At 62.1% G+C, this 26,861-nt stretch carries 24 protein-coding genes; 16 read left to right on the top strand and 8 right to left on the bottom strand.

Going from position 1 to position 26,861, the window contains the following annotated elements:
* Positions 1 to 81: 81 nt before the first annotated feature.
* Entirely contained in the window at positions 82 to 1,170 is a 1,089-nt protein-coding gene (locus ACMX25_RS24315; protein ID WP_414952605.1) for a porin, read from the bottom strand.
* A gap of 304 nt (positions 1,171 to 1,474) precedes the next feature.
* Between ACMX25_RS24315 and ACMX25_RS24310 the strand changes: the two genes are divergently transcribed.
* The 12 genes from ACMX25_RS24310 (at position 1,475) to ACMX25_RS24255 (ending at position 13,821) form a co-directional block, all read left to right on the top strand.
* On the top strand, positions 1,475 to 2,053 hold the full coding sequence (locus ACMX25_RS24310) for a UbiX family flavin prenyltransferase (protein WP_414952604.1): 579 nt from the start codon (positions 1,475 to 1,477) through the stop codon (positions 2,051 to 2,053).
* Between the two features lie 292 nt (positions 2,054 to 2,345).
* On the top strand, positions 2,346 to 3,539 hold the full coding sequence (locus ACMX25_RS24305; protein ID WP_414952603.1) for an FAD-dependent monooxygenase: 1,194 nt from the start codon (positions 2,346 to 2,348) through the stop codon (positions 3,537 to 3,539).
* A gap of 31 nt (positions 3,540 to 3,570) precedes the next feature.
* Entirely contained in the window at positions 3,571 to 4,095 is a 525-nt protein-coding gene (locus ACMX25_RS24300) for a VOC family protein (protein ID WP_414952602.1), read from the top strand.
* A complete protein-coding gene (fahA, locus tag ACMX25_RS24295) occupies positions 4,092 to 5,429 on the top strand; it encodes a fumarylacetoacetase (protein WP_414952601.1) in 1,338 nt (445 codons plus the stop codon). The genes ACMX25_RS24300 and fahA overlap by 4 nt, the downstream gene beginning before the upstream one ends.
* Complete coding sequence (locus tag ACMX25_RS24290) at positions 5,426 to 6,190, top strand: alpha/beta fold hydrolase (protein ID WP_414952600.1); 765 nt, start codon at positions 5,426 to 5,428, stop codon at positions 6,188 to 6,190. The genes fahA and ACMX25_RS24290 overlap by 4 nt, the downstream gene beginning before the upstream one ends.
* Before the next feature lie 50 nt (positions 6,191 to 6,240).
* Positions 6,241 to 7,059, top strand: a complete 819-nt coding sequence (locus tag ACMX25_RS24285) for an FAD binding domain-containing protein (RefSeq protein ID WP_414952599.1) — start codon at positions 6,241 to 6,243, stop codon at positions 7,057 to 7,059.
* Between the two features lie 13 nt (positions 7,060 to 7,072).
* Complete coding sequence (locus tag ACMX25_RS24280) at positions 7,073 to 7,525, top strand: SRPBCC family protein (RefSeq protein WP_414952598.1); 453 nt, start codon at positions 7,073 to 7,075, stop codon at positions 7,523 to 7,525.
* A 69-nt stretch (positions 7,526 to 7,594) separates the two neighbouring features.
* Entirely contained in the window at positions 7,595 to 8,098 is a 504-nt protein-coding gene (locus ACMX25_RS24275) for a (2Fe-2S)-binding protein (RefSeq protein ID WP_414952597.1), read from the top strand.
* Positions 8,095 to 10,446 (top strand): xanthine dehydrogenase family protein molybdopterin-binding subunit, encoded by a 2,352-nt coding sequence (locus ACMX25_RS24270; protein ID WP_414952596.1) that lies wholly within the window; start codon positions 8,095 to 8,097, stop codon positions 10,444 to 10,446. Before ACMX25_RS24275 ends, ACMX25_RS24270 begins: the two co-directional genes overlap by 4 nt.
* Positions 10,436 to 11,161: an enoyl-CoA hydratase/isomerase family protein gene (locus ACMX25_RS24265; RefSeq protein ID WP_414952595.1), complete on the top strand. Its 726-nt coding sequence runs from the start codon at positions 10,436 to 10,438 to the stop codon at positions 11,159 to 11,161. Before ACMX25_RS24270 ends, ACMX25_RS24265 begins: the two co-directional genes overlap by 11 nt.
* 43 nt (positions 11,162 to 11,204) lie before the next feature.
* On the top strand, positions 11,205 to 12,770 hold the full coding sequence (locus ACMX25_RS24260) for a UbiD family decarboxylase (RefSeq protein WP_414952594.1): 1,566 nt from the start codon (positions 11,205 to 11,207) through the stop codon (positions 12,768 to 12,770).
* A gap of 142 nt (positions 12,771 to 12,912) precedes the next feature.
* Positions 12,913 to 13,821, top strand: a complete 909-nt coding sequence (locus tag ACMX25_RS24255; protein ID WP_414952593.1) for a LysR family transcriptional regulator — start codon at positions 12,913 to 12,915, stop codon at positions 13,819 to 13,821.
* Positions 13,822 to 13,861: 40 nt separating this feature from the next.
* Here ACMX25_RS24255 and ACMX25_RS24250 read toward each other — a convergent pair whose 3' ends face one another.
* Positions 13,862 to 14,590 carry a FadR/GntR family transcriptional regulator gene (locus ACMX25_RS24250; protein ID WP_414952592.1) on the bottom strand — a complete coding sequence of 243 codons (729 nt, stop codon included), beginning with the start codon at positions 14,588 to 14,590 and terminating at the stop codon, positions 13,862 to 13,864.
* Positions 14,591 to 15,002: 412 nt separating this feature from the next.
* Between ACMX25_RS24250 and ACMX25_RS24245 the strand changes: the two genes are divergently transcribed.
* The 4 genes from ACMX25_RS24245 (at position 15,003) to ACMX25_RS24230 (ending at position 19,787) form a co-directional block, all read left to right on the top strand.
* Complete coding sequence (locus ACMX25_RS24245; RefSeq protein ID WP_414952591.1) at positions 15,003 to 16,130, top strand: sugar ABC transporter substrate-binding protein; 1,128 nt, start codon at positions 15,003 to 15,005, stop codon at positions 16,128 to 16,130.
* A 134-nt stretch (positions 16,131 to 16,264) separates the two neighbouring features.
* Complete coding sequence (locus tag ACMX25_RS24240; RefSeq protein ID WP_414952590.1) at positions 16,265 to 17,827, top strand: sugar ABC transporter ATP-binding protein; 1,563 nt, start codon at positions 16,265 to 16,267, stop codon at positions 17,825 to 17,827.
* Positions 17,824 to 18,804, top strand: coding sequence for an ABC transporter permease (locus ACMX25_RS24235; protein WP_414952589.1), 981 nt, complete (start codon positions 17,824 to 17,826; stop codon positions 18,802 to 18,804). Before ACMX25_RS24240 ends, ACMX25_RS24235 begins: the two co-directional genes overlap by 4 nt.
* Complete coding sequence (locus tag ACMX25_RS24230; RefSeq protein WP_414952588.1) at positions 18,801 to 19,787, top strand: ABC transporter permease; 987 nt, start codon at positions 18,801 to 18,803, stop codon at positions 19,785 to 19,787. The genes ACMX25_RS24235 and ACMX25_RS24230 overlap by 4 nt, the downstream gene beginning before the upstream one ends.
* 9 nt (positions 19,788 to 19,796) lie before the next feature.
* Here the strand turns inward: ACMX25_RS24230 and ACMX25_RS24225 are convergent, their stop codons facing one another.
* The 6 genes from ACMX25_RS24225 to ACMX25_RS24200 form a co-directional block, all read right to left on the bottom strand.
* A complete protein-coding gene (locus tag ACMX25_RS24225) occupies positions 19,797 to 20,834 on the bottom strand; it encodes an ABC transporter substrate-binding protein (protein WP_414952587.1) in 1,038 nt (345 codons plus the stop codon).
* A gap of 65 nt (positions 20,835 to 20,899) precedes the next feature.
* Positions 20,900 to 21,637: an ABC transporter ATP-binding protein gene (locus ACMX25_RS24220; RefSeq protein WP_213766913.1), complete on the bottom strand. Its 738-nt coding sequence runs from the start codon at positions 21,635 to 21,637 to the stop codon at positions 20,900 to 20,902.
* The gene (locus ACMX25_RS24215; protein ID WP_414952586.1) at positions 21,630 to 22,469 is read right to left on the bottom strand and encodes an ABC transporter permease; all 840 of its coding nucleotides are present in this window, start codon (positions 22,467 to 22,469) and stop codon (positions 21,630 to 21,632) included. Before ACMX25_RS24215 ends, ACMX25_RS24220 begins: the two co-directional genes overlap by 8 nt.
* A 70-nt stretch (positions 22,470 to 22,539) precedes the next feature.
* On the bottom strand, positions 22,540 to 23,898 hold the full coding sequence (locus ACMX25_RS24210) for an LLM class flavin-dependent oxidoreductase (RefSeq protein ID WP_414952585.1): 1,359 nt from the start codon (positions 23,896 to 23,898) through the stop codon (positions 22,540 to 22,542).
* A 12-nt stretch (positions 23,899 to 23,910) separates the two neighbouring features.
* Entirely contained in the window at positions 23,911 to 25,581 is a 1,671-nt protein-coding gene (locus ACMX25_RS24205; RefSeq protein ID WP_414952584.1) for a rhodanese-like domain-containing protein, read from the bottom strand.
* A 43-nt stretch (positions 25,582 to 25,624) separates the two neighbouring features.
* Positions 25,625 to 26,842, bottom strand: a complete 1,218-nt coding sequence (locus tag ACMX25_RS24200) for an acyl-CoA dehydrogenase family protein (protein ID WP_414952583.1) — start codon at positions 26,840 to 26,842, stop codon at positions 25,625 to 25,627.
* Positions 26,843 to 26,861: the final 19 nt, after the last annotated feature.

The raw sequence follows: 26,861 nt of genomic DNA, 5'->3' as shown, positions 1-26,861 counted from the left end.
AGTGATCGAAAACGGTGAACAAAGCCTCGAACGAAACTGCATGCCTCTTTCGAGCCGGACGCAACATCCGGCCTTGCATCCTCAAAACAAGTGATTGATACCAATGCGCGCCACCGTCTGGCTTCCTGTGCTGGAGGGCAGGTAGCCGAACTGTTCCGCCTGGGCGTTCGGCCCCGACGCACGCTGCAGCCCGGCGCCCGCGTACACCTGCGTGCTCTTTGAGAGGAAGTAGGTGAAGAAGAGGTTGTACTGATTGAAAGTAAGGTCCTCGAAGAGCGAGCGATTGTAGGAAATGCCCAGCACGTAGATTCGTTCGCCCGTCAGGTCGATGTTGACACCCGCCTGATAATTGCGCTCCGAGGCGCTTCCCTTCGCGTTCTGCAGCTTGACGTCGGTGAACGTCAGATGCGGCGTGAACGGGCCGATCACGTACGAACCGGCCACTGCAATCGTGCTATAGCGTGCGGCGTTGAACATGGTCCCCTGCTGCAGTTGCTGTCCCAGCAGCGACCGCAGGCTGAACACGCCAAATACGTCTGCGGTACGGTTGTGCGACATGGTGTAGGCCACACCGAACTTCAGACCGCCTTGCGCGTATTTCGCGCCAATACTGTACTGGCGCCCTGCGCTGAAGTTGCCCGCCTGGCCGCCGAAACTGTTCATCGCACCGGCCTGGAAACCATAGTAAATCGGCGTGTCGTATTTCACCGAGTTGACCAGCGCGTGCGTGTTCGCGAGTCCATCCAGGTTGCCCACGGTGTAGAACGACGAAATGCCGGGAACCGAGTTGTTGATCGCGCCAATGTACTCGTAGATGTAGTCCGGAATATTGCCTAAGCTCACGGTCCCAAAGGTGTTGTTCGTAAGGCCCACCATCGCCATCCGGTTGAAGAAGCTGGTGGGATTGATCTGCGCGCCCGTGTTGGTCAGGAAGCCTGACTCCAGGCGCGCGACCACCGAATTGCCGCCGCCCAGATCTTCCACGACGCGGAACCCGAAACGATCCGGCGTGCGCTTGCCCGCCGACTCCTGGAACAGGTGGCTGCTGCGGGAGTTCGAGACATAGTCCAGCCCCACGTCGACGCTCCCATAGATCGTGGCCGAGGACTGCGCCCATCCGGGCGCGCTCAACGCGGCGACGCTGCAGCCGATCAAAAATCGCTTATTCAAAGACGTCTCCAATTTTTATTTACGTTATTCCGCTCTGATGTCGGATGAACCTGAACGCACAAGATTTTTGTAATTTCGGGCAAGGCGGCTTGTACGCAGCTCGGAGTGTAGCGAAGACAGTTCCGCATTTGAATCACGAATTATCGATGGATTCATCAAAGAATCCGATTACTTGACAAGGGTTTTTACCAATTAACTGGCTGATATGGATTAAGCGTGTTCCGCTTTGACTCCGGCATGCTACTATCCGCCGAAAATGTGAATGCAGATCTAAAAAGCATTGACAGTGGAATCGGAGAAGCTAATGCAATCAAGAGTAATTCCGCCACGGCGCATGGTCGTCGGTATCAGCGGTGCGTCGGGCGTCGTGTACGGCGTGCGCTTGCTGCAGTTGTTAAGACAAATGGAGATCGAGTCGCATCTCGTCATGAGCCGCTCGGCACAAGTCACGCTTGCGCATGAGTCGGACTACAGCGTGGCCGACGTGCGCGCCATGGCCAGCGTTGCGTACACGAATGCCGACATTGGCGCGGCGATCTCGAGCGGATCCTATCCGGTGATGGGCATGATCGTCGCTCCGTGTTCAGTCAAGACGCTCTCCGAAATCGCGACAGGCATTACGGGCGCCCTTCTCCCACGGGCCGCCGACGTCATGCTCAAGGAACGCAGGCGGCTCGTACTGATGGTGCGCGAGACGCCCCTGCACCTTGGCCACATCCGCAGCATGGCGGCGGTCACGGAAGCGGGCGCCATCGTTTATCCGCCCGTGCCGGCTTTCTATGCGAACCCGGAATCGATCGAGGATATGGTCGATCACACGCTTGGCCGCGTGCTCGACCTGTTCGGCCTGGAGGCAAGCACCGTGCGCCGCTGGGGCGTTTAAACGCCACCTCTGGACTTCCACGCTGTTAAATCTGAATAAAAATTTGCTTTTACCCGATTAACCCGGCTTTGTTTGCTGACGCCATCGTCATGCCCAGACTAATCACGCCTATTCTGCGATTATCAAATTTCAGTGATAAGTCATTCAGTTTAATTTGCTTCAGCCGGAAGGACGGTTGTTTTAAAGTAACCGAATCAGGCATCGAGAAAGTGAACGATTGATAGGAATTATCGATTGATTCATAAGTAATCTCGATTACACCGACTTTTACGATAAACAAATCGGTAGACGAATGAAAATAATTATTGCTGGAGCGGGCATTGGCGGATTGACGGCCGCGCTCGCGTTGTTAAAGAAGGGCTTTGACGTCACGATTCTCGAACAGGCTCAGGCACTTAAGGAAATAGGCGCAGGCGTTCAATTAAGTCCGAACGCAACGCGGGTTTTGTATCAGCTCGGCCTGGGCGGCACGCTTGAGCACGATGCGTGCGAACCGCTTGGCAAACGGGTCAGGCTGTGGAACACCGGACAGTCATGGCGCCTGTTCGACCTTGGCACCCAGTCGCGCGAAATCTACGGCTACCCGTACTTCACGCTGCATCGTGCGGATCTGCACCGGGCGCTCGCCGAAGGCGTCGCCGCGTTGAGCCCGGACACCATCAGGCTGGGCGAGAAAGTGGCCTCGGTGGACCAGGAGACGGAATCAGGGAAAGTTACCGTACATACCGTGGGTGGTGCGGCGTACGAGGCGGACCTCCTGATCGGCGCCGACGGCGTTCACTCCACCGTGCGGCGCGCGTTGTTCGGCCCCGATGAGCCCGTATTCTCCGGCGTCATGGCGTGGCGCGGCGTGATCGACGCGAGCCGCTTGCCGGACCATCTGCGCGCGCCCTATGGCGTGAACTGGGTTGGCCCGGGCGCTCACGTCATCCACTATCCGTTGCGCACAAGCACGCTGATCAACTTCGTCGGTGCAGTGGAAAAGTCCGGCTGGGAAGTCGAATCCTGGTCCGAACAAGGCACGCTCGAAGAATGTCACCGCGACTTCGAAGGATGGCATGAGGACATTCACACGCTGATTTCCGCGATCGATATCCCGTACAAGTGGGCGCTCATGGTCCGCGAGCCGATGAACAACTGGACGTCCGGCAACATTACGCTGCTCGGCGACGCGTGCCATCCAACGCTGCCGTTTCTCGCGCAAGGTGCGGGCATGGCCATAGAAGATGGTTACCTGCTTGCACGTTGCCTCGAACGCTACGGAGCAGATCGCGCCCGGGCGCTGGCGCGCTATGCGGAGTTGCGGCTGGAGCGAACAGCACGTGTTGTGCGCGGATCGGCTGCCAATGCCACGCGCTTCCATAATCCTCAACTCGCCGACGCCGAAGGTGCCGCTGCGTATGTCGATCGGGAATGGACCGAAGAGCGCGTGAAGGAACGGTACAACTGGCTGTTCGAATACAACGTGGACGCGGTCGAGATCTAACGCCCTTTCCCGGTCATCAAGGAGACAAACAATGTCCAAGCTTCCGCCCGTCCTGGGCCTGCATCATTTCGCATGGCGTTGCCGTAATGCCGAAGAGACGCGCAAGTTTTACGAAGACCTGCTCGGTCTGCCGCTGGTCCATGTGATTCGCCTGGACCGCGTGCCGAGCACCGGCGAGTATTGCCCGTACGTGCATCTCTTCTTTGAAATGGCGGACGGTTCGAACATCGCGTTCTTCGATCTCGGCGACAACACCGCCGCGCTGCCGTCGCCGAATACGCCGCCTTGGGTCAATCACATCGCGTTGCGGCTCAGCGCGCTCGATGAACTCGAATTCATGAAGAAGCGGCTCCTGGACGCCGGCATTGAGGTGCTGGGTGCGACCGATCATCATTTTGTACAGTCCATCTATTTCTTCGATCCCAACGGCATCCGCCTGGAACTGACCGTGCCGACTGCACCCGCCGAGCAACTGGCGGGCTTTAGAGCCGACGCCCGCGTCACGCTCGACGCATGGACCGAAGAAACCGCACACACGCAGAAACGCCCGGCATGATTTCATTGAATCAGACACATGATCCCGAGCGCCGCAGCTGGATCGAATTGGCCAACGCGCCCGGCAGCCACTTCCCGATCCAGAACCTGCCCTTCGGCGCATTCACCCGTGACGGCGAAGCGCGCACGGGGGTGGCGATCGGCGAGCAGATTATCGACCTGCGTGCGTTGGCGGAGGCCCGGCTCGTGGACGGCGATGCGCTGGTCGCCTGCATGACTGCATCGGCGAACGGCAAGCTCAACGAGTTGATGGCACTCGAGCCGCGCTATCCGTCAGCGCTGCGCCACGCGCTGTCTGGCCTGCTAAGCCGCGATACACCGCTCCTTGGCCGTCTGCGCGAGCTTGAAGAACTCATCCTGCCACGCATGTCCGATGTCGAGATGCGGCTCGCATGCAATATTGGCGATTACACGGACTTCCTGACGTCGCTGCATCACACAGAGCGGCATGGACGTTTCAAGGGTCTCGCCGAGCCGCTTCCAGCCGCGTTCAAGTGGCTGCCTATTGCATATCATGGCCGGGCTTCATCGATTCGCGTCAGCGGCGGAAATGTGCGGCGCCCGCACGGCCAGTATCGCGACGCGGAAGGTCAAGTGCGATTCGGTCCCGCACCGGCGCTCGACTTCGAGCTGGAACTGGCTGCGCTCATCGGGCGCGGCAACGATCCCGAACAACCGGTCGACACCGCCCACGCTCTCGATCACGTCTTCGGCTACTGCCTCCTCAACGACTGGTCCGCGAAAAGCATCCAATGGTTCGAGCAGGTCTTGGGCCCCTTCCTTGGCAAGAGCTTTCATTCCAGCGTGTCGCCGTGGATCGTGACCGAAGAGGCGCTTGCGCCGTTTCGTATTGCGGCACCCGTGCGCGCTGCCGGCGACCCCGCCGTTATGCCACATCTCGACAGCGCGGCGGATCGCCGTGCGGGTGGTATCGATATTCAACTGGAAGCGTATCTGAGTACCGTGCGCATGCGCTCAGCGGGGTTGGCGCCGGAACGCATCACGCAGACGCATCTGGGCAACCTGTACTGGACTTTCGCGCAAATGATCGCGCACCACACCAGCAACGGCTGCAACCTGCGCACCGGCGACCTGCTCGGCAGCGGCACTATTTCAGGCGAGTCAGCAGTGTCGCGGGCCTGCCTCACAGAGCTGACGAACGCAGGCAAGGACCCATTGCAACTGCCTGGCGGCGAGACCCGCATTGCGCTCGAAGACGGCGATGAAATCACGCTGACCGCGCGTGCCAGCCATCCGGGTGCTGTATCGATCGGATTCGGTGAATGCCGGGGCCGCATCGTCGCGGCACACGCGCTGCATGCAGGCGAACAATGACACCACTCAACGGTTTTTTGAAAGTTGGCAACGGTCCGCGCAAAGTGCTCGCGATGAACGGCTGGTTCGGCAGTTCCGCCGACTGGACGCCGATACTGCCAGCGCTCGACCTGGACGCATTCACTTACGTCTTCTTCGACTATCGCGGCTACGGCCGTTCCATTGAGCGCAATGGCAACCACTCATTCGCTGAAGCGGCAGCCGACGTACTCGAACTGGCCGATCATCTGAACTGGCCGCGTTTCAGCCTGCTGGGCCATTCGATGGGTGGCATGGCGATGCAGAAAGTGCTGCTCGCCGCGCCTGAACGCATTGAACGGATGGTGGGAATCGCGGCGGTGCCGGCATGTGGATCACGGATGGATGCAGCGCGGCTGGCTGCGTTCGAACGCGCGGTTAATGACATTGACGCGCGCGCGGCCATTATCGACTTTTCTACAGGCAAGCGTTTATCACCGGCCTGGAGCGCGCGCCTCGCGCAAGAATCGGCTCGCCTGTCGCGGCCCGAGGCCTTCGCGGGTTATCTGCCGCAATGGGCCGCAAGCGACATGTCAGCGGACGTGTTGGGGCATCCTGTACCGGTAAAAGTCTTCATAGGAGAGCATGATCCGACGTTGACTCCCGAGTTGATGCGCAGCACATGGCTTGCGTGGTATCGCAACGCGGAGATGGAAGTCCTGCCGAATGCGGCACACTATCCTATGCACGAAGTACCGGTCGCCCTCGCAACGGCGCTGGAAAATTATTTGAAGCGGGCGTAAGACCGGACGGCGCAGGAAAAGTCCGGCGCCGCAATCCGCAGGAGACAAGCATGTACGAGACTATCTATATCCGGCCGGAATCCCTTAGCGAGGCCACCGCGCTTCTTGGCGAGCAGGAGGAAGCGCGGCCGTTGTCCGGTGGCATGACCCTGATTCCCACGCTGAAGCAACGCCTCGCGGCGCCCACGCATCTGGTGGATCTCGTGCGGCTGCCCGAACTGCGCGGCGTGCAGACAGCGAATGGTGTGTTGCGCATTGGCGCAAGCACGACTCACGCGAACGTCGCTGCATCGCCCGAGGTGAGTCAGGCGATCCCGGCGCTGGCGCAACTGGCGGGAATCATCGCCGATCCGCAAGTGCGCAATCGCGGCACGCTGGGCGGCTCAGTCGCGAATAACGATCCCGCGGCCGATTATCCGAGCGCTGTGCTCGCGCTCGGCGCGACCGTCGTGACATCGGCGAGACGGATTACCGCCGACGATTTCTTTATCGATACCTTCGATACCGCGCTCGAACCCGGTGAGTTGATCGTCGCCATCGAGTTCCCTGTCCCCGAGCGCGCGGCGTATGCGAAGTATCGGCATCCGGCGTCGGGCTATGCCGTGGTCGGCGTGTTCATCGCGTGCTTTCCCACGGGTATTCGCGTTGCAGTAACGGGCGCGGGGCCGTCGGTATTCCGCTGGTTCGACGCGGAAAGCGCGCTGAAAACGGACTGCTCCGATGCAGCAATCGCTGCGCTTGAAGTCGATTCGTCGAACCTTCCCAACGATGCAAACGGTTCTGCCGCCTATCGCGCGCACCTTATAAAAACCTACACACGCCGCGCGCTTCAGGCGCTTTTGCAACCTCGCGGTGTACAGTCAAACTAATCAGGAGTCGAACATGGAATTTACCGGATCGCAGACTATTGCGGCGCCGCGCGAACTGGTGTGGAAAGGCTTGAATGACCCCGCTGTTTTGCAAGCATGCGTGCCCGGATGCGAAGCTTTCACGCCAGTCAGCGATGACGAATATGCGGCGGTCGTGGTGGCATCGGTCGGTCCCGTCAAAGCGCGCTTCAAAGGCACGCTGGTGCTGTCAGAACGAATCGAACTCGAGGGCTACAAGATCGTTGGCGGCGGCGAAGGCGGGATCGCCGGCTTCGGCAAGATGACTGCCACGGTCACACTCGCGGACGCGGACGAAGGCACCCTGCTCACCTATGTTGCCGACGCGCAAGTCGGCGGCAAGCTGGCCCAGATAGGCTCCAGGCTCGTAACATCAGTCGCCAACAAGCTGGCCGCCGAATTCTTCAAGCGGTTCAATGCCAACGTAAGTGAAGCCGTCGTCAAGTAACGCTTTGCGGTGCATAAGTTGATGTATTAAGTCAGCTCACCGGGTTCGTTCAAGGATCACAAACACATCATGATTGAAGTTCAATTGCAGGTGAACGGCGCCGGCGTTCAATACACGGTACCGGACCATACTTTGCTCGTAGAGTTTCTACGCCAGAATTGCCGGCTGACCGGCACGCACGTTGGCTGCGACACGAGCCAATGCGGCGCGTGCACGGTCAATCTCGATGGCGTCGCCGTGAAGTCCTGCACCATCCTCGCGGCCCAGGCGAGCGGCGGCAGCGTGGTCACGGTCGAGGGTCTCGCTGCGCCGGAAGGTAAGACATTGCATCCGGTGCAGAACGCGTTCGTGCAGTGTCACGGGTTGCAATGCGGTTTCTGCACACCCGGCATGATCATGGCGGTGGACTTCTACCTTCGAAAGCCGCCTTCGCTGAGTGAAGCCAGTATTTGCCACGCGCTGGAAGGCAATATCTGCCGCTGTACAGGCTATGTAAACATCATTGAATCGGTGCGGCACGCAGCGCGGGAAATGTATCCGGAGCTGGACGCGCCGGGGAGCGGCAAGTCATGATCGGCAAACCCATTCCACGCGTGGAGGACCGGCGTTTCGTCACGGGCCAGGGCAATTACACCGACGACATCAACATCGACGGCCAGGCACACGCCGCCTTCCTGCGCTCGCCGCATGCTCATGCACACTTGCGCTCGATCGACATCACGGCGGCCGCAGAAGCGCCCGGCGTTCTCGCCGTGCTGCTCGGTCAGGATTATCTGGACGCGGGTTTTAGAGGTGTCGACCACATCCCCAATCCGGCCGATGCCGTGATTTCGTCGCAGCCCGCCTTCCTCACGTCCACCACGGGCGCGGTCTTCAACCAGCGCCATATCCCGCTGCCAATCGATAAAGTGCGCTACGTGGGCGAAGCGATCGCGATGGTCATCGCCGAGACGCCGCTTCAGGCACGCAACGCGACCGAGTTGATCGACGTGGATTACGACGTGATCGACGCAGTCGTGCACGGCGCCGATGCCATGCAACCACAAGCGCCACAGCTTTGGGACGGAGCGCCGGGAAACCTGTGTTTCCAGACCCAGATAGGCGACCGTGAAGCCGCTCAAAAAATTATCGCCGATGCCTTCCTGGTCGTGCGGCGCGAATTTCATAACAGCCGCCTCGTGAATTGCCAGATGGAGCCGCGCAGCGCCATCGGCTGCTACGACGCAACTGCCGAAACGTACACGCTGATCTCGGGGAGTCAAGGCGCGGTGCGCCAGAAGCTGTGCATCGCGGCTGCGCTCAACGTGCCGCCAGCCAGCTTGCGCGTAGTGTGTCCGGACACGGGCGGCGGCTTTGGGCCGCGCTCCTTTGTCTACGTCGAGCAGATTGCCGTGGTCTGGGCGGCAGGTCACGTCAGGCGTCCCGTCAAATGGACGAGCGATCGCAGCGAAGCGTTTCTGTCCGATTACCAGGGACGCGACCAGATCATCCGTTCCGCGATCGGCTTCTCGAAAGAAGGACGCATTCTCGCCATCGACAACGAATGGATCGGCAATGTCGGGGCGCACACCGTCTCCTATGTGCCGATGTCCAATGGCACACGCATCATGACAACGGTCTACGACGTGCCCGTGGCCGCTGTCCATGTGAGTGCCGTCCTGACCAATACCGTGCCCACGGCGCCGTATCGTGGCGCCGGCCGGCCGGAGGCCACGCATGTGATCGAGCGCATGCTTGATCTGGCGGCGCTTGAACTCGGCATCGAACGCGCCGAGCTGCGCCGGCGCAATCTTGTTACGCGCGACAAGCTGCCGTATCGGAGTCCGATGGGCCTCACCTATGACAGCGGCGATTTCGCGAGGAACATGGAACGCGCGCTCGAACTCGCCGATTGGAACGGTTTTCCCGCACGACGCAACGCGTCCAGCGCGAATGGGCGCTTGAGGGGGATCGGCATGGCGAATTACATTGAATCACCCGTGGGCGCGCCGCGTGAGCGCATCGAGATGACCGTCTTGCCGGAAGGCGTGGTCGATCTCGTGTCGGGCACGCAATCCACCGGACAAGGTCACGAAACAACCTTCGCGCAAGTCGTCGCGCAATACCTCGGCGTATCCATGTCGGCCGTGCGATTGCGTACCGGCGACACGGCATTCGTGAGCATCGGCGGCGGCAGTCATTCAGACCGGACCATGCGGCTGGGTGGCATGCTGCTCGTCGATACCTCCACGCAAATCATCGCTCATGGCAAGCAAATCGCGGCGGCGCTGTTCCATACGACGCCGGAATGCATCGACTTCGCCGAGGGTAAATTCAGCCACTCCGCGTCAGGCCAGCAAGTGAGTCTCTTCGATGTCGCCGGCCACGTGGCGTCCGACGGCTTGCCCGACAATCCATCGATGAAGAAGCTCTTCGCTGAAGCCGAGTTCAACGGGCGTGTCCCCGCGCATCCAACCGGCGCGGCGATCTGCGAACTCGAAGTGGACCCGGACACCGGCATTGTCACGTTGCTGAACTACACGTCCGTCGACGATGTCGGCCAGCCGATCAATCCGCTGATCGTCGAAGGCCAAGTGCATGGCGGACTGGCACAAGGTATCGGCCAGGCTTTGTCTGAAGGCTGCTATCTCGATCGCGACAGCGGTCAGGTCCTCACCGGTTCGTATATGGACTACGGCATGCCGCGCGCCGGCAGCGTCCCGCCGCTGCGCGTCGAACTCACCGAAGATCCGACGAGCGGTAATCCGCTACGTGTAAAAGGCGGCGGCGAGAGCGGCATCACGCCCGCCACGGCGACCATCTTCAACGCGCTCGCCGATGCCCTGAGGCCATTCGGCAACGACGAACTCGCCATGCCCGCGACGCCTGTCGTCGTGTGGGAATTCATTCATCGCAAGCAAGGAAGCGCTCATGTCATCTGAACTCGTTTCAATCCAGCGCCATGGCGACGTGCTCGACGTCGTGCTCGATCGTCCGGACAACGGCAACCGGCTCAACGCGGCCATGAGCACGGCGATCATCGACGCCATCAGCTATCTCGACGACGCAGTGAAGCTCGTGCGCATCCGCAGCAGCAGCGCCGATTTCTGTACCGGCCGCGAGTCGCCAATGCCCGCTGCCGACTCCCGACCCTCCGCCGAAACGCTGCGGAGAATCGTGGCCGCGCCGCCGCTCGAACTCTACGATGCCCTCAAGGCCGTGCGCGTGCCGGTGCTGGCCATCGTGCGCGGCCGCGCGATTGGCGTGGGCTGCGCGCTGGCGGGCGTGTGCGATCTCACGCTGAGCGCCGACGACGCCATCTACCAGATTCCCGAAATGGAACGCGACATTCCACCGACGCTGGTCATGTCCGCGTTAATCGGCCGCGTGCCGTTGAAAACGGTCGCGCACATGGTGCTCAGCCGCGCGTCGCTGAGCGCAACGCAAGCGCTGCAGGCTGGGTTGATCAGCCACGTGGTGGCATCGGACGAACTGGATGCCGAAGCCGACGCGCTTACCGCGACCCTGTTGACATGCAGCGCCGTGACACTGCGCGCCGTGAAGCAGTTCCTGCATCTGGCGCCGGAAATGCCGGCCGCGAGCGCTAGCGGATTTGCCGCCCACCTGGCGGCCACGGCTCTATCGGCACGTTTCTGAATGACCGGTCACGTACTCGACATTGAACGAAAGGAATACGACATTGAAATCCAGCGCTGAGATTCCACACACCGCAACCGGCGCGAGCCCACCCGATCTGGAACAGTTCGGACTACGCCGCTTCCTTGAATCACTCGATGGGGACGAACTCGAGCGTCACGACAACCCGGTCGAACTCGCCGACATAGCAGCGCTGATGGAGGGCAACGCACGGGCGGTGTGGATCAAGCGGCCATCGGGCGACAGCACTTCCCTCGCAGGCAATGTGACCGCGAGCCGATCGCGCCTCGCCAGGGCATTCGGCACCAAGCCTGACAAGTTGCTCGACGTCGTGCGCGAGCGTTTGCGCTCCAAGGGGCAACTAGTGGAAGTCAGCCGCGAGCAAGCGCCGGTTCAACAAGTCGTGCTCACCGGCGATGAATGCGATTTCACCAAGCTGCCGGTTCACCTTCAGCACGATCTCGATGGCGCCCCCTATATCTCGGCATCGATCGATTTTGTCGTTGATCCGGAGTCCGGATGGACTAACGTCGGCGTGCGGCGTTTGATGCTGCGTGGCCGACGCACCGCGGGGATCGATTTGGTCGCGCCGTCGGACCTGCGCGCCATTGCCATCGCGCACGCCAAACGCGGTGAACGCTTGCCGATTGCATTCGCCGTCGGTACGCATCCGATCGATCACGTGGGCGCCACCATGCGAATTCCCGCCGACGAGTTGGAGCTCGTTGCGGCGCTCCGGGGCGCGCCAATGGGCGTCGTCAAATGCGTGACCAGCGCCCTGCGCGTGCCCGCCGATGCCGAGTTCATCCTCGAAGGTTATCTGGACGAACGCGGCCATTCAGAGCCCGAAGGGCCATACGGCGAATTTCTGGGCTACTACGGCGGCATCAAGACGAATCCAGTATTTCATCTCACCGCCATCACGCATCGTCGCGACGCGATCTTTCAGACTTGCACCATCGGCGGCCGCAGCATGGCACGCACAGACACCGCCCAGCTTGCGGCATTGCGCACCGAGGTGACCGTCTGGCGCGCGCTCGAAACCGCCGTGCGGGAAGTCAAGGCGGTCTATGCCGGACCCGCGACCGGCGGCATGTTCAACGTGCGCGTCGCCATGCAGCAGCGTGTGCCGGGCGAGGCACGCAACGCGATCGCCGCCGTGTTTGCATCGCTTGCAAACGTGAAGCATGTGTTCGTCGTGGATCCGGATATCGATATTTTCTCCGATGAACAAATGGACTGGGCGCTCGCTACCCGTTTCCAGGCGGACCGTGACCTGGTGTTGCAAAGCGGCTTGCGCGCGATGCCGCTCGATCCTTCGCTCAACGGCGCCACGCAGACCGCGAAAGCCGGCTTCGACCTCACCTTGCCCTTGCTCAAGCCAGGCACGCAACGCTCGCTTGAACACCGCGTGCCGACGCCGCCGGCCTATGCCGGCGCGCGGTTTGAAACACTGGAGGCTGCGCTCGAAGATGGACCCAAGCGCTTCGTCGATCTGATGTCCGCAACCGGCACGCGGGATGGCCGGGAAATCGTCCGCTGGCTGGAAGATGTTGCAGCGAAGCGCCCGCTCATCCGCGATGAAGAAGGGCGTTACGGGTTCGCATGAAGGGGCGGTGAGCCTGTCAAGAGGTGATATGCAAGGCTGGGGCGCGCTGGTTGCGCCACGGCCTTGAGCGGTTCGTGTGCGGGCGGGACGAGTAGAATTCACCTACGCTCGGATTGTCCGATATACGAAGGAAAAGTCGCAGATGAATTTGTCCCTCAAGCAGCTCAAGGTTTTTCTCGGCGTGGCGAACGCATCCAGCTTCACCAAGACCGCGCAGAGCATGCACCTGAGCCAGGCCGCGCTCAGCGCCATCATCCGTGAGCTTGAAACGCAATTGCAGTGCCGATTGCTTGAGCGAACCACGCGCACGGTGGCGCTGACCGATGCAGGCCGGATGTTTTTCCCGACTGCGGTCAAGATCGTGGAGACCCTCGAAAAGTCGGTGATCGAGCTGAACGAGCTGGGCCGGCAGAAGCAGGCATCCCTGCTGCTCGGATGTACCCCGATGATCGCCGCCAGCTTAATGCCACCCGTTCTCGCCCGCTTCGCACAAGCGCATCCGCAATCGCAGATCGAACTCGTCGACCGGCCACCGTCGGAGTTGCACCGGATGGTGGAGGAAGGCGACCTGGATGCGGCGTTTGGCATCTTCTTCTCCCAGCTTTCGGGTATCGACCGCGTGCCGCTTTTTCCCGTGCAGCTGGTGGCGGTTTCGGCGCTGGACAACGCCAAGCTGGGTCATGCCACTCAGGGTAACTGGCGTGCGCTCGAAGGTGTGCCGTTGATTACGTTGCCGAAGGACAATCCTTTGCAAAGACTGATCGAGGCAACGCTTGCCAAGGAAGAGGTGACCTCTGGAAAGCGGATCGTGGTCGCTCATATGCAGACTGCCATCGCCATGGCGCACGCGGGGCTCGGCGTCGCCGTCATGCCCTCGTTCTGCGAACATATTTGTCAGCACTATCAAGTGCGCGTCGACCAGATGCATCCCGCCGTCGAGTTCTCGTTCTATCGCATCACGCGCGCCGGCCGCGGTGAGCTCGTCGTACTCGATCAATTCAGCGATATGTTCGCTCAAGCCGCGCAAAAACGCCCCGTCGGTCTCGCTTGAAAGCTTAACCAGGCCAGAATTTCGAATAGCCAAAGCTGAGCTAACGCCAGGCCTTCGTGAATTCGCCGATCACGCGCGCGAGATGCGACTGCATCGCCGAGCGCGCAGCGGCCGAGTCGCGTGCCACGATGGCTGAAAAGATGCGCTGGTGGTCTTCCTGTGAAGCCGACCGCAACGCCGGCGTATGAAAGTGCTCCTCAATCTTTTTCCACAACGGGTCGGCCCGGGAGTTGTCCCACATCGCGCTCACCACGAGCCAGAGCATTTCGTTCCCCGTCGCCCGCGCAATCGCCAGATGGAACTCGCGGTCAGCAGCCTCATTCGCCGCCTTGTCATCCATGTTTTCGCGCATTGCGCGCAACGCAGCGAAGAGCAGGTCGAGGTCAGAATCCTTGCGTTCGGTCGCAGCGAGCGCCGCGATTCCGCTTTCGATCACGCCCCGCGCACGCAGCGTCTCGATCGGGCCTGGCCCGCGCAGCAGTTCGAACGTGACCGAGCGCGCCTCGGGCGCTTCGGCCACATAGATGCCCGACCCTACACGCACCTCGACCACGCCTTGCATTTCCAACGCGATGATCGCCTCCCTCACCAGCGTGCGGCTTACGCCGAAACGCTCGGCTAAAGTTCGCTCGGAAGGCAGTCGGGCACGGGGCCCGACGCCGCCAGCCGTGATCAGTTCGTATATCTGTTTCGCCAGCCCGACATAGGTACGGTCGGCCGCGTCCGCATCGGCGGCCCGGCCGGTTGACGTGTGCGAAAGATCGGCCATCCAGGATTCTCGAAATCGTTGAAGCCGCCCGGCGGCGGTTGAAGTTCGCGGAAATGGTACACCAATTTTGCGCAGCACCGCGCCTGCTTGCCGCAGGACTGTATTCGCCCATCAAGCAAGGGAATGGCGGGGTTTCAGCCCTATCGCGCAGTGCCCCTTTCTCACTGGTAAACCACTATCGCGGGCGGATTGGTATGCCAGTACTGTCAGGCCGGGAGGCGTCCGCGTATGCCCCCGGTTTCGCTTCGAAGGGGCATCTTTGAAGGGGCCAAGCCGCTGGTTCGGCAAGTCCGATTCGGTCCCGCTGCAGCATCCGCAAGATTGCCTGCGTTGCGCACGCCGAGCCGGTCAGTCACGTCAAGCAATGTGCGCCGGCAACCGGTAAGTTCAATCCAAAAAAACAGGAGACAACATGCTTTCAGGAATCCAGGTGCTTCGAGCGGCGGCGACCGCGACATTGGCGCTGTGTGCAAGCACGTCTTTCGCGCAGGCATCGATCGTTTCCGGGCCGCCCAGCGATCCCACGTGCATGGTCCCATGGAAGAGCGATACGAAATTCGTTAAGTATCCGAAGAAAAGCGGGCCCTACCGCATCGCGCTCGTGAATGGCTATATCGCGAACACCTGGCGGATCCAGATGATCAAGACCGCCAAGGCCTATACGGCGCAACCGGCCGTCGCCGCCAAGCTCAAGGAATTCAAGGTTGTCTCAACGGGCGAGGACGTCCCGGCGCAGATCTCGGCCGTCAACAATTTCATCGATGCCGGCTATGACGCGATCATCGTTGACGCGCAGAATCCCGCTTCATTCGGACCCGCGATCCGCCGCGCGAAGAAAGCCGGCGTCGTGCTGATCGCGTTCGACAACACGCTAGACAGCGAAGATGCGATCAACGTCGATGTCGACCAGTACGGGCTCGGCGTGCTGTGGGCCAAGTGGCTCGCTGGCCACTTGCCGAACGGAGGCAAGGTGCTCGAGATCCGCGGGGTAGCGGGCACGTCGGTCGACACTGACCGGCACAATGGTTTCCAGAATACGTTGAACGCGACCGGCAAGAAATGGGACAACGTCCAGGTTTATGGCAAGTGGGACGACGGGGTCGCGCAGAAGGCCGTCGCCGACGCGATTGCCGTGCAGGGCCATTTCGATGGAATGTCGGCGCAGGGTGGCGACACGGGAGTCGTGCGCGCGATGATCGACGCGAAACATCCTTTCGTGCCGTTCGGTGGCGAAACGGAGAACGGCTTTCGCAAGCTCTGTGCACAGTATGGGAGCCAGGGCCTGAAATGCACGTCAGCGGGCAGCGGACCCGGGCAGGTGGCCGTGGCGATCAAGACGGCGCTCGCTGCGCTGGACGGCCAGACAATCCCGGTCGCGATCAAGCTGCCGCTCGACGTCACCGACGATTCGCAGCTTAAGGCGGGCGTCAACTATTTCCCGAGTGAGTCCGACAACTTCTTTGTCGGCAACTCGTTTCCGACGTGCGGCATCAATTTCTCCGCGCAGGAAATCATGAAGCAGGACCAGGGCAATCAGTGATCGGGTTGACCGGCGGCGTAATGGTAGTTGCATGGGACCGGAGCAGGCGCTGAAGCGCTAACTCCGATCGACCGCAACTGCATGGGATCGGAGTAGGCGCTGAAGCGCTAACTCCGATCGACAGGAGACGAAGCATGCGGCAGGGCGAAGAGCAGTCGTTCTTTCAGATGTCCGGCGTGTCGAAGAGCTACGGCGGCGCCATCGCGCTGGATCATGCGGAACTGACAGTGCGCAGCGGTCGCATCCACGCGATCCTCGGCGAGAACGGCGCGGGAAAGTCCACGCTGCTGAAGGTGATGTCCGGCGTCGTGCAGCCGGATGAGGGAACGATGCACCTCGATGGTCATCAAGTCTCGTTCGCGTCGCCCGCCGAAGCGAACGCGGCCGGCATCGTCTGCGTGTATCAGGAGCTGTCGCTGATCCCTGACTTGAGCGTGGCGGACAACATCTTTGCTTCGAACCCACCGCGACGCTTCGGCATGATCGACCGCCGGGCCCAGCGCCGCCAGGCCGAAGCCGCGCTTGCACGAGCAGGCGCGGGCGACATCAATCCGCTAGCAAAAGTCCGGGACTTGCCGCTGTCGCGCCAGCAGATGGTCGAGCTCGCGAAGGGGCTTGCGCGCGAGCCGCGCATCCTGATCCTCGACGAGGCTACGTCCGCGTTGACCGCGGCCGACGTGGCGCGCGTCATCGAGGTGCTCAAACGCCTGCGCGAAGAGGGGCTCGCGCTGCTCTTCATCTCGCACCGGATGCACGAGGTGAAAGCGCTCGCGGACGAATGCACGGTCTACCGCAATGGTCGTCATGTGATGAGCTTCGATGCGGGCACGCGCTCCGACAACGAGGTTGTCGAAATGATGATCGGCCGCAAGTACCAGCACGTATTCCCGGACAAACCCGCGAACACGCCCGAGCACCGCCTCGCCGCTCAGCCGGTTCTCGCCTGCCGTGATCTCGCCTGGAACGACACGCTGCAGGGCATCAGCTTTTCGTTGAAGCCCGGTGAAATCCTCGGACTAGGCGGCCTCGATGGGCAAGGCCAACGCGAACTGCTCCTCGCGTTGTTCGGCGTGTTGCGCGGTTGCGCGGGGAAGATCGAGATCAACGGCAAGGCCGTGTCGATCGCGAGCCCCGTGGTCGCACGCGCCAACGAAATCGGTATGGCGCTGATTCCGGAGGACCGCAAGACCGAAGGCCTGATGCTGCCGATGTCGGTGCGCGAGAACCTGTCGTTTGCCGCGCTCGATCGCATGTCCACCGCAGGCGTGATCGATCGCGACCGCCAGCAATCGTTTGTCGACCGGATGATGGAACTCCTCGCAATCAAGTCATTCAGCGTCGACGCGCCCGTGAGTTCGCTCTCGGGCGGCAACCAGCAGAAGGTGGTCATTGCGAAGTGGCTGATCCGCCAGCCGAGAATCCTGCTCCTCAGCGACCCGACGCGCGGCATCGACGTCGGCACCAAGCAGGAGATCTATCAGTTGCTCAGGCGCCTCGCGGACAAAGGCGCCGCGATCGTTTTCTATTCCACCGACTATGACGAGCTGATCGGCTGCTGCGACCGCGTGCTCGTGCTGTATGAAGGCCGGATCAAGAAGGAACTTGCCGGGCCGGAGATTACCGAGCAAAACCTGATTGCAAGTGCACTGGATCTGCCCGTCGGACAGGTCTCTCCTTCCCTGGGAGTCACGCTATGAGCGGGCTGCGTTACTGGTACGCTGAAAATCGCGGGACGACGTTCGCGTTCGGTCTGTTCGTCCTGATGTTCGCGATCTACCTCTGCAACTATCCGTCGACCTTGTCGGCGAACGTGTTCCAGACGGCAGCGAACAAGGCGGTTCTGCTCGCGCTGGTATCGATGGGCCAGGCGCTCGTCGTGCTGACAGCCGGCATCGACCTGTCGATCGGCATGACGCTCGTGCTGACGAATTGCGTTGGATCGTGGATCGTGACGGGCGACGCGCTGCATAGCACGCTCGGCATCGTTGGCGTGCTCGCGACCGGCGCACTGTGCGGCGCGCTCAACGGCATCATCATCATTTACGGCCGTCTGCAGCCGATCGTGACGACGATCGCGACGGGCGCTGTCTATTACGGCTTGGCGCTGCTGCTGCGCCCGGTTCCCGGCGGATCGATCAACGAGGACCTGGCCGACGCGCTGACCGGCAAGGTCGCGGGCGGCGTGCCGGCCAGCTTGCTGATCCTGCTCGCGACTGTGGTGATCGTCTGGATTCCTTTCAAACGTTCGGTGGTCGGGCGCGCGGCGTACGCGACCGGCTCGTCTGAACCCGCAGCGTTCCTGTCCGGCATGCCAATCCGCCGCGCGAAGTTCGCGAGCTATACGCTGGCCGGCCTGCTCGCCGCGATTGGCGGCCTCTTTCTAACGTTCTTTACCGACACCGGCGAGGCGAGCCTCGGCAGCGCCAACTCGTATACGCTGTTTTCGATTGCCGCCGTGGTCATCGGAGGCGTGTCGCTGCTCGGCGGCAAGGGCAGCGCGATCGGCGCAATCTTCGGCGCATTTGCGTTCCGTTCTATTGGCGACTTGCTGTTCGTGTTCAACGTCGACGCACTGTGGCAGCCGCTGTTCCAGGGCGTGATTCTTCTGCTCGCTGTTTCGATCGGCGCGTGCGGGTTGTTCAGGGTCCGCAACCGTCTGGAGTGGTTCCAATGAGTGACGTTTCCGGAACCAGCCGGACCACGTTCGTGTCGCGGCTCAAGCGCAAGATCGACCCGCCGATCGTTATCGCGTTCGGGTGCATCGTCGCGCTGCTGCTCGTGGGCGGGATGTTTTCGCGCAACTTCATGTCGCCGGAGTACATCCTGCTGCAGCTCAAGGTCGGCGCGTTCCTCGGCATCATCGCGACCGGCCTGATGATGGTGATCCTGCTCGGACACATCGACTTGTCGCTGCCGTGGACGATCACAGTCGGCGCGATGATGGCGTGCGCCGTCGCGGGGCACGGCCAACTCGGCTACGTCCTCGCGATTCCGGTCGGGATCGGTTGCGGCGTGCTGATCGGCATCGTCAACGGTATCCTCGTCGCACTCCTGCGCATTCCTTCGATGATCGCCACGCTCGCAACCAACGCGGTCGCGCAGGGCATCATGATCGTCTACACGGGAGGATCGTCGCCGCAGGACTCCGCGCCACTCGTGATGCGATGGCTCGCCTCGGGCTGGCTCGTACCGGGCGTACCGAATGCCGTCGCGCTGTGGGTGCTGATCGGCGGCGCCACGATGTTCCTGCTGGCGCGCACGACCTTCGGCCGCACGCTGTACGCGATCGGCAACACAGAGCGCGCGGCGTATCTTTCCGGCATCAATACGCGGCTCGTGACGGTGGCTGCGTTCGCGGTGTGCAGCGGATTCGCGGCGCTCGGCGGCGTGTTACTCGCGGGTTATGCGTCGAAAGCGGCGCAGTCGATGGGCGATGCCTACCTGTTGCCGGCGATCGCTGCAGTCGTGCTCGGCGGCACGTCGATTCTGGGCGGCCGGGGTTCGTACCTCGGTACAGTTGCCGGCGCGATCCTCATCACGCTGCTGCAGTCGATCCTCTCGGTTGCGCAGATGCCGGAGGCGGGGCGCCAGATTATCTATGGCGTGGTGATCGCGGCGATGCTGCTGCTGTATGGGCGCAGCAAGCGCGAGGCGTAGAAAGAACAATCAATCCTTGGATTTGATCGGCCAGACCGCCTTCTGCGCGGCGTTGAATTGCGGATCGTATTCGACATCGACCCTGACCTTCTTCTTGATTGCGTGGCCGTCGTACAGGATGTCGGCGATCTTCTGCTCTTGATCGATCAGACCTTTGTCGAACTTGACGAAGCTGCCGCTGCGCACTTGATATTCGAACGCCGCGCGCTCGTCGGAGATTTTCAGCGTGTCCTTCAGAATGCCGATCACCTCGTCGCGGTGCGCGTCATGCCACGCCCAATAACCCGAAAGACGCGAGAAAAAATCCTGAAGCGCAGCCGTCTTCGCCGGATCCTTCAGCACCGCCGACGTCGTGGTCCATACGTTGAGCGCCGGGATCTGCGTGTCGCGGTCGCGCAGCAGAATAGTGCCCGCGCCCGACTTGATGGTCGGCAGTACGGGACCGAGCGCGCCTGAATACACGTCGACTTCGCCTGCATTGAAGCCTGCCGCGGACGTCGCGCCATCGGCGAACTTGATGGCATCAATGTCCTTATCCGTCACGCCGGCCTTGACCAGCGTCGCGAGGTATTGCGAATGGTTGTAGCCGCCATAGTTGTAGCCGACCTTGTGACCTTTGATCTCCTGCACGTTCTTGATGTTCGCGCTCGAACGAACCGCCGTGATGACCGGGGGATAATCCTTCGAATAGGCGTTGCGCCACGCGGCGACAATATGCAGCGGCGTCGAATCCTTCGTCCAGTCGGTGCGCGCGTTGGCCTGTTCGATCGTGAGCGACGTGTCGCCCATATGCCCCAGGTCGATGCGGTTTGCATACAGCGCGGACAGATTGGCGGCGGGTCCAGTCAGCAGTACCCATTCGATCTGGTATGGCGTCCCGTTGACCACGCCGGACTTGCGGATCATCGCGGGGAACGCCGGGTCTTGATACGCAATCACGAGCTTGGTGCTTTTCAAGTCCGGCGCGTTCTGGGCGCCGGCCGTGCCGGAAAGCGTCAGCGCGGTAACGGCGAAGAGACCCGTCAGGCCGGCGAGCAAAGATTTCATCAGCGACATAAATACCTTGGTTGAGCTGTGGAAAATGAGCTATGGAGAAAATCGATTGAAAAACGTCACGAGAGACTGAGCGAAAACTGTCTGAGCAGGTCGCGTTTAAGTGAATTGAACTCTGGCGATGTCACGTCGCGCTCGCGCGCCAGATCGACGTGCGTCTCGTGACAGATCCGCCCTTTCGACAGGATCACGATGCGGTCGGCAAGCAGCAGCGCCTCATCAAGATCGTGCGTGACGATCACAACGCCGAAGCGGTATTTCGCCCATAGCTTCAGCACGAGACTCTGGATGCTGCGGCGGGTGAACGCGTCGAGCGCGCTGAACGGTTCGTCAAGCAGCATGAGATCGGGACGGCGATACAGCGCCCGCGCAACCGCCACGCGCTGCGCCTGTCCGCCCGAAAGACTCACGGGCCAGCTTTCCAGCTTGTCTTCGAGGCCGACGTCCTGCAGCGCGGTGAGCGCCCGTTCGCGAGCATCAGGCTTGAGCGAATCGTCGAGAAGGACGTTCTTCCATACGCGCAGCGCCTGAATCAGACGCGGCTCCTGAAACACAACCGACGTGTTGCCCGTCACTTCCGTCCTGCCGCCCGATGCCGATTCGAGCCCGGCGAGCAGGCGCAGCACCGTGGTCTTGCCCGTACCCGACGGCCCGACCAGCGCGACGACCTCCCCTTTTCGAACGGTGATATCGACGTTATCGAGCACCGTGTTCTCACCATAGCGCTTCCGCACGCCGGACAGTCTCGCAACGACGGGCGCGGCCTCATGCTCCGTTTGATAAGCGAGTTCAGACATGAGCCGCCCTCCAGACCAGAACCTTGCGTTCAATGAAACGCAGCAATGCATCCACGCCGATCCCGAGAACCGCGTAGACCAGAATGCCCGCGATGATGATGTCCGTGCGCTGGAATTGATTCGCGTTATTCAGGATGTAGCCAATGCCCGCGTTCGCGTTGATCTGTTCGGCCGCGACCAGCGCCAGCAGCGCAATGGCTGCCGAATAGCGCACGCCCACGAGAATGCCGGGTAACGCCGTCGGCAAGATGATGAGCCGGATCTGATGCGCGCGCGACAGGCGAAACGTGCGCCCGAGCTCCAGCAACTTCGGGTCGATGCCGCGTATGGCGTGATAAGTGCTGAGATACATCGGCGAGATGGCCGCGCCCACGATCAGCGCGATCTTGGACACTTCGCCAATGCCGAACCACACCACGAAAATAGGGACGAGCGCGATGAAGGGAATAGTCCGAACCATCTGCAGGACGGTATCGAAGCCGCGTTCGGCGGACTTGCTCAGACCCGCCGCCACGCCGAGCAGCAAGCCCGCACCGCCACCGATCAGCAAACCCACGGCCGCTCGCGCCAGCGATATCTTCAACGCATCCTGGAGATCGCCGGACTGCCACAACTCGCGATAAGCCGCGAGCACCGACGCGGGCGCAGGCAGCACGAACTCGCTGGCCAGTCCCAGGGACGAAACGAGTTGCCACACGACGATCAACAGCACCGGTACGACGGCCCGCAAGAGCGGCTCGCGCAATATCACGCGACGCGGCGCCGGCGCCAACGCCGGTGGAGCAATATCCGGTGCGGCAGTCGCCTTCAAAGTGGATTCTCTGCTAGACATAAGCACCTTTGAAATGAAATAAAGGAAATGAGTGACGGATACGAAGACGAGGCATGGCGCTCAATAGCGTTCACGAGAGCGCTTCGGGCGTGTGCTCGACCAGGCGTGCATCGGGATCGGCGTAGCGGCTTGCCGGACGTGCAAGCCCATAGTGTTCGCGCAAGGTGGTGCCTTCGTAATCGCGGCGGAAGATGCCCTTGCGCTGCAATAGCGGCACCACGTGATCCACAAACGCCGCGAGCCCTGAAGGGAACACGTCCGCGTTGAGGTTGAAGCCGTCGGCGGCACGGCCGGTGAACCAGCGTTCAATATCGTCGGCGATCGTCTCCGGCGTGCCCACGATCATCCGATGCGCGCCGGGATTACGGTCCAGCAGATCGCGCACCGTCAGGTTGTCGCTGCGTGCGAGCAGGACGGTCGCGCGGATAAATCCGTTGGAGACATCGGCGCGGTTGCCTTTGTCGATTAATGCGTAGGGCAACGGTGCGTCCAGTTGCAGATCGTCAATGTCGATACCCAGCGCGCGCGCGAACTTGGCCAGCTCGGCGCGGCGATCGAGCAACGCGTCCATGTCGGCCTTGCGCCGGCGCGCTTCGGCCAGCGTCCCGCCAATGACGGGATACAGCCCCGGCAGCACGAGCAGATGATCGGCATGACGTCCCTGTGCCACGGCACGCGCCTTGATGTCGCCATAAAATTCCTGCGCACTCTCGAACGTGGTCTGCGCGGTAAAGACCGCATCGGCGTAACGGGCGGCGAGCGCGACGCCTGCCTCCGATCCGCCAGCCTGCACGAGCACGGGCCGTCCCTGCGGACTGCGCGGAAGATTAAGCGGCCCGCGCACTTGAAAGTGATGGCCCGCGTGTTCGATTGCATGCACGCGAGCCGGATCGGCGTAGCGTCCGCTCGCGCGGTCGGCGATCAGCGCGTCGTCTTCCCAGCTATCCCACAGCTTTAGCACGACATCGACGAATTCCTCGGCGCGCGCATAACGCGCCGCTTTGTCCAGCGCGCCCGACATGCTGAAGTTCGCCGCCGCGTTCGGGTCGTAGGTCGTCACGGCGTTCCAGGCAACCCGGCCTGCGCTCACATGATCCACCGACGCAAAACGCCGCGCGAGGTTGTATGGATCGTTGAACGTAGTCGACGCCGTGCCGATCAGGCCGACGTGTTGCGTGACGCCCGCGAGCGCGGTTAGGAGTACGGTGGGTTCGAGCGACTGGGCCGGTCCGTGCGCGTGCCCGCTTAACGCAACGGCATCGGAGAGAAACACGGCGTCGAGCTTGCCGCGCTCCGCGGTCTGCGCGATCTCGGTGAAAAACTGGAGATCGATGATCGACTTCGCGTTGTCGAGCGTACGCCAGCCGGCCGGATGGCGGCCCGTGCCGGTGATATTGGTGTTTAGATGCAGAGTTCGTGGCGCACGCATGGTTTTATCGCTTTACAAGAGGTTGGGCGAGCCTTGCAGCGCCGCGAGGCGCTGCTCGCTGCGAGCGTGCGTAGGCGTGTCGAAATCGATCACGTCGATCGACGCAATGCCGTCACGTTCGAGCTGCCCGACCAGTTGCAATTCCCACGCGAGATAAATCTGCATCTGTTTCGCCGCCTGATCCGGGGCGTGGTGATACGGGCTGTACCACGCGTCGTCGTCGCCGGTGAGGTTGCCTTCGTCGCCGGCGGTATGAGGTAGACCGAGCGACAGCCAGCGCTGCGTGCCGCCCAGAAGCGCCGCCACCCCGTCGATACGTCCGCGCAACTGGCTGGCCAGCAGCCCGGCGAGGACGCCGTCGGAGGACGTGAGGACAAGCTGTCGCGACGGGTCGAGCCTCTCCAGCCAGTCTTCCAGCGCGCTCGCCACGACGAAACGTGCCCCGGCAATGTGCGCGGTGCGAAACGCGAGGCTGCTGTCCACGTCCACGACCTGCGCGCCGCCAGCGTCTAGTGCGAGCGCAAGCTGGTCGGCGTTGATCCAGCGCGTACGCTCGGGCGTACCGAATACCGACACGGGTTCGGGGCCGCTTTCGAGCGCCCGGTAAGCGTCGTCGTCGGCCAGCACGAACACGTTGAGATAGCCCAGTTGCACGAGCCACGACGCCGTCATGCGTGCGCGCACGCCGTCGTCGTCGGTGAGAACGACGCGGGCGTGGAGCGTGCCGACGTATTCATCGGTGGCCTGAACGAGCTGGCCGCCGGGCGCCGAACGCCATCCCGCGCGATGACCCGCAACGTACTCCAGCGGATCACGGACATCGAACCGGTACAGCGTCTGCACGCTCGCTTCGGCTTCGAAGCGCGTCAGCGTGGCGCGATCGATCTCGACCACACCAGCTCGCGTGGCGGTGCGCTTGGCCAGCGTGCGCGCCTGGTCGAGCGCAGCGCCCTCGGCACGAGGCGCCGTGCGAATCTGGCCGTGTTCAAGGTCGAAGCCTGACAACAGCCACGACATCGATCCCCCGGAGAGCGCGGCGACCGGATTCGGAATGCCCGCGTTCACGAGCGATTGCGCGCCCAGAATGCTGCGCGTTCGCCCGGCGCAATTCACCACGATCAGCGTCTCGGGCGACGGCGCCGCCGCGAGCGCGCGATAGACCAGTTCAGCGCCCGCGCATTCGACGCCGCCCGGAATGTTCATCGTCTTGAATTCGGGGAATGGACGGCTGTCGAGCACGACGAGATCCTCGCCCGCGTCCTGCAAGCGCTTGAGCGTCAATGCATCGATGTTCGGCGTTTTCAGCCGATGCTCGATCACCTCGCCGAACGCCTTGCCCGGCACGTTGGTCCCGCTGAACACTTCGAATCCAGCCGCTTCCCAGCCGCTCACGCCGCCGGCCAGTATCGAGACATCCGTATAACCGAAGCCTGCCAGCAAGGCCGCCGCGCGCGACGTATATTCGCCCGCTTCATCGACCAGGACGATGGGCGTGGCAAAGCGCGGCACCAGTTGCGCGACAAGCAGGCCCAGGCGTCCAACCGGCGCGATGGACGAATAGAACAGGCGGCGGCGTGCCGTGACACCTTCCTCGCGGACATCGAGAATGGCAAGTTCGCGGCGTTCGGCCAGCGCGGCGCGCAATGCAGCGGGAGTGATCGATGGCGTGTTCGTTTGACTCATCGTAAGGAAGCCTTGTTTGATTTGGCGATAGGGAGATGACGGCTCAGAAGAACGCTGCGGAAGGCAATGGCACGCCGTTGACCGCATGGTTGCCAATGGCGCGCGCCTTGTAGAGACCTGGGTTGTGCGAGGCGATCGTGCGGATGTTGCGCCAGTGGCGATCCAGTTGCGCCGCCTGGCGCGCGGCAGACGCGCCGCCGACATCGAATAGCCGGGTCGCCGACTGGAGCGCCAGTTGATCGATCACGACCTTCGCCTTCGCGCTGCGCAGCGCGGCTTCAACGAACAACGCTTCGTCGGGCTTGCCCGCCAGCACGCTGTCGAACGCCGCGCCAAGCGCGCTTGCCGCGTTCAGCACCGCGGCCTCGGCCACGAACGCCGCGCTCTGCAGCTCGCCAACGGCTTCCTGCAACAGCGGATCGTCGGCGGGACGCGCGGCCACCGCGTGGTAATAGTTGCGTTCGCGCTTCTGCACGAGCGTCACGGCATCCTTCGCAATGCGCCGCAGGATGCCGGCGACGATCGTCGTGAGATAAAGCTGCGCGAAGGTAGCCTGATGCGCGATCTTCGTATCGTCCGCGAGGACCAGCACATCCTCCGCTGCGACATCGACATTCGTGAACACCGTCGTGCCGCTCGCCGTGTTGCGCTGGCCGATGCCATCCCAGTCATCCCGCACATCGACGCCCGGTTGCCCGACCGACACGCGCGCGCCGACGAACTTCCCGTTCGGCGTCTTGGCATTCACGATGATGTGATCGAAGTAAAGATTCCCCGTGCTGTAGTACTTCGTCCCCGTCAGCCGATATCCGTTTTCTGCAGGCTCGAGGCGCGTGTTGCCATCGCCGTCGCCGATATGCTGCGTACCGAGTTCGCTCGCACCGAGACCGAAGAGGCCGCCGTCCTGCACGAGATGGTTCCATCGCTGGTATTGCGGTAGATGGCGCGCGCGCAACGCCTTTTCGATAAACGCGAAGTGATTGCGCAGGATGTGCGGAATGTTTGAATCGGCCTCGGCCAGATCCAGCACCAGTTCGTACAACTGCGGCAGCGTGGCGCCTGCCCCGCCCTCCTCTTTGGGCAAACGGAACACGCCCAGACGCGCCGCGCGCACGAGTGCGATGGGCTCGCGCGCGTCGGCCTCGCCACGCTCGCGCGCTTCGGCGCCCGCCGCGATGGCAGCCACCAGTTCGCGCAGCGCGGGCGAGCCGGGCTGCACGGCGCTGTCACGCAATGCTTCCGTCAATGTCGAATCGGTCATTCCCATCTGCAGGATTCCT

It is taken from the genome of Caballeronia eucalypticola, assembly GCF_047608185.1.
Lineage (GTDB): Bacteria > Pseudomonadota > Gammaproteobacteria > Burkholderiales > Burkholderiaceae > Caballeronia.
This window is presented reverse-complemented; position numbering and strand designations above follow the sequence as displayed.

What these genes read in the sequence shown, in the direction of transcription:
- ACMX25_RS24215 (WP_414952586.1), bottom strand. Translation starts at nt 22,469, where the DNA reads ATGTCTAGCAGAGAATCCACTTTGAAGGCGACTGCCGCACCGGATATT.
- ACMX25_RS24245 (WP_414952591.1), top strand. Translation starts at nt 15,003, where the DNA reads ATGCTTTCAGGAATCCAGGTGCTTCGAGCGGCGGCGACCGCGACATTG.
- ACMX25_RS24235 (WP_414952589.1), top strand. Translation starts at nt 17,824, where the DNA reads ATGAGCGGGCTGCGTTACTGGTACGCTGAAAATCGCGGGACGACGTTC.
- ACMX25_RS24275 (WP_414952597.1), top strand. Translation starts at nt 7,595, where the DNA reads ATGATTGAAGTTCAATTGCAGGTGAACGGCGCCGGCGTTCAATACACG.
- ACMX25_RS24200 (WP_414952583.1), bottom strand. Translation starts at nt 26,842, where the DNA reads ATGACCGATTCGACATTGACGGAAGCATTGCGTGACAGCGCCGTGCAG.
- ACMX25_RS24210 (WP_414952585.1), bottom strand. Translation starts at nt 23,898, where the DNA reads ATGCGTGCGCCACGAACTCTGCATCTAAACACCAATATCACCGGCACG.
- ACMX25_RS24280 (WP_414952598.1), top strand. Translation starts at nt 7,073, where the DNA reads ATGGAATTTACCGGATCGCAGACTATTGCGGCGCCGCGCGAACTGGTG.
- ACMX25_RS24290 (WP_414952600.1), top strand. Translation starts at nt 5,426, where the DNA reads ATGACACCACTCAACGGTTTTTTGAAAGTTGGCAACGGTCCGCGCAAA.
- ACMX25_RS24230 (WP_414952588.1), top strand. Translation starts at nt 18,801, where the DNA reads ATGAGTGACGTTTCCGGAACCAGCCGGACCACGTTCGTGTCGCGGCTC.
- ACMX25_RS24265 (WP_414952595.1), top strand. Translation starts at nt 10,436, where the DNA reads ATGTCATCTGAACTCGTTTCAATCCAGCGCCATGGCGACGTGCTCGAC.
- ACMX25_RS24250 (WP_414952592.1), bottom strand. Translation starts at nt 14,590, where the DNA reads ATGGCCGATCTTTCGCACACGTCAACCGGCCGGGCCGCCGATGCGGAC.
- ACMX25_RS24240 (WP_414952590.1), top strand. Translation starts at nt 16,265, where the DNA reads ATGCGGCAGGGCGAAGAGCAGTCGTTCTTTCAGATGTCCGGCGTGTCG.
- ACMX25_RS24255 (WP_414952593.1), top strand. Translation starts at nt 12,913, where the DNA reads ATGAATTTGTCCCTCAAGCAGCTCAAGGTTTTTCTCGGCGTGGCGAAC.
- ACMX25_RS24305 (WP_414952603.1), top strand. Translation starts at nt 2,346, where the DNA reads ATGAAAATAATTATTGCTGGAGCGGGCATTGGCGGATTGACGGCCGCG.
- ACMX25_RS24270 (WP_414952596.1), top strand. Translation starts at nt 8,095, where the DNA reads ATGATCGGCAAACCCATTCCACGCGTGGAGGACCGGCGTTTCGTCACG.
- ACMX25_RS24225 (WP_414952587.1), bottom strand. Translation starts at nt 20,834, where the DNA reads ATGAAATCTTTGCTCGCCGGCCTGACGGGTCTCTTCGCCGTTACCGCG.
- ACMX25_RS24300 (WP_414952602.1), top strand. Translation starts at nt 3,571, where the DNA reads ATGTCCAAGCTTCCGCCCGTCCTGGGCCTGCATCATTTCGCATGGCGT.
- ACMX25_RS24310 (WP_414952604.1), top strand. Translation starts at nt 1,475, where the DNA reads ATGCAATCAAGAGTAATTCCGCCACGGCGCATGGTCGTCGGTATCAGC.
- ACMX25_RS24220 (WP_213766913.1), bottom strand. Translation starts at nt 21,637, where the DNA reads ATGTCTGAACTCGCTTATCAAACGGAGCATGAGGCCGCGCCCGTCGTT.
- ACMX25_RS24285 (WP_414952599.1), top strand. Translation starts at nt 6,241, where the DNA reads ATGTACGAGACTATCTATATCCGGCCGGAATCCCTTAGCGAGGCCACC.
- fahA (WP_414952601.1), top strand. Translation starts at nt 4,092, where the DNA reads ATGATTTCATTGAATCAGACACATGATCCCGAGCGCCGCAGCTGGATC.
- ACMX25_RS24205 (WP_414952584.1), bottom strand. Translation starts at nt 25,581, where the DNA reads ATGAGTCAAACGAACACGCCATCGATCACTCCCGCTGCATTGCGCGCC.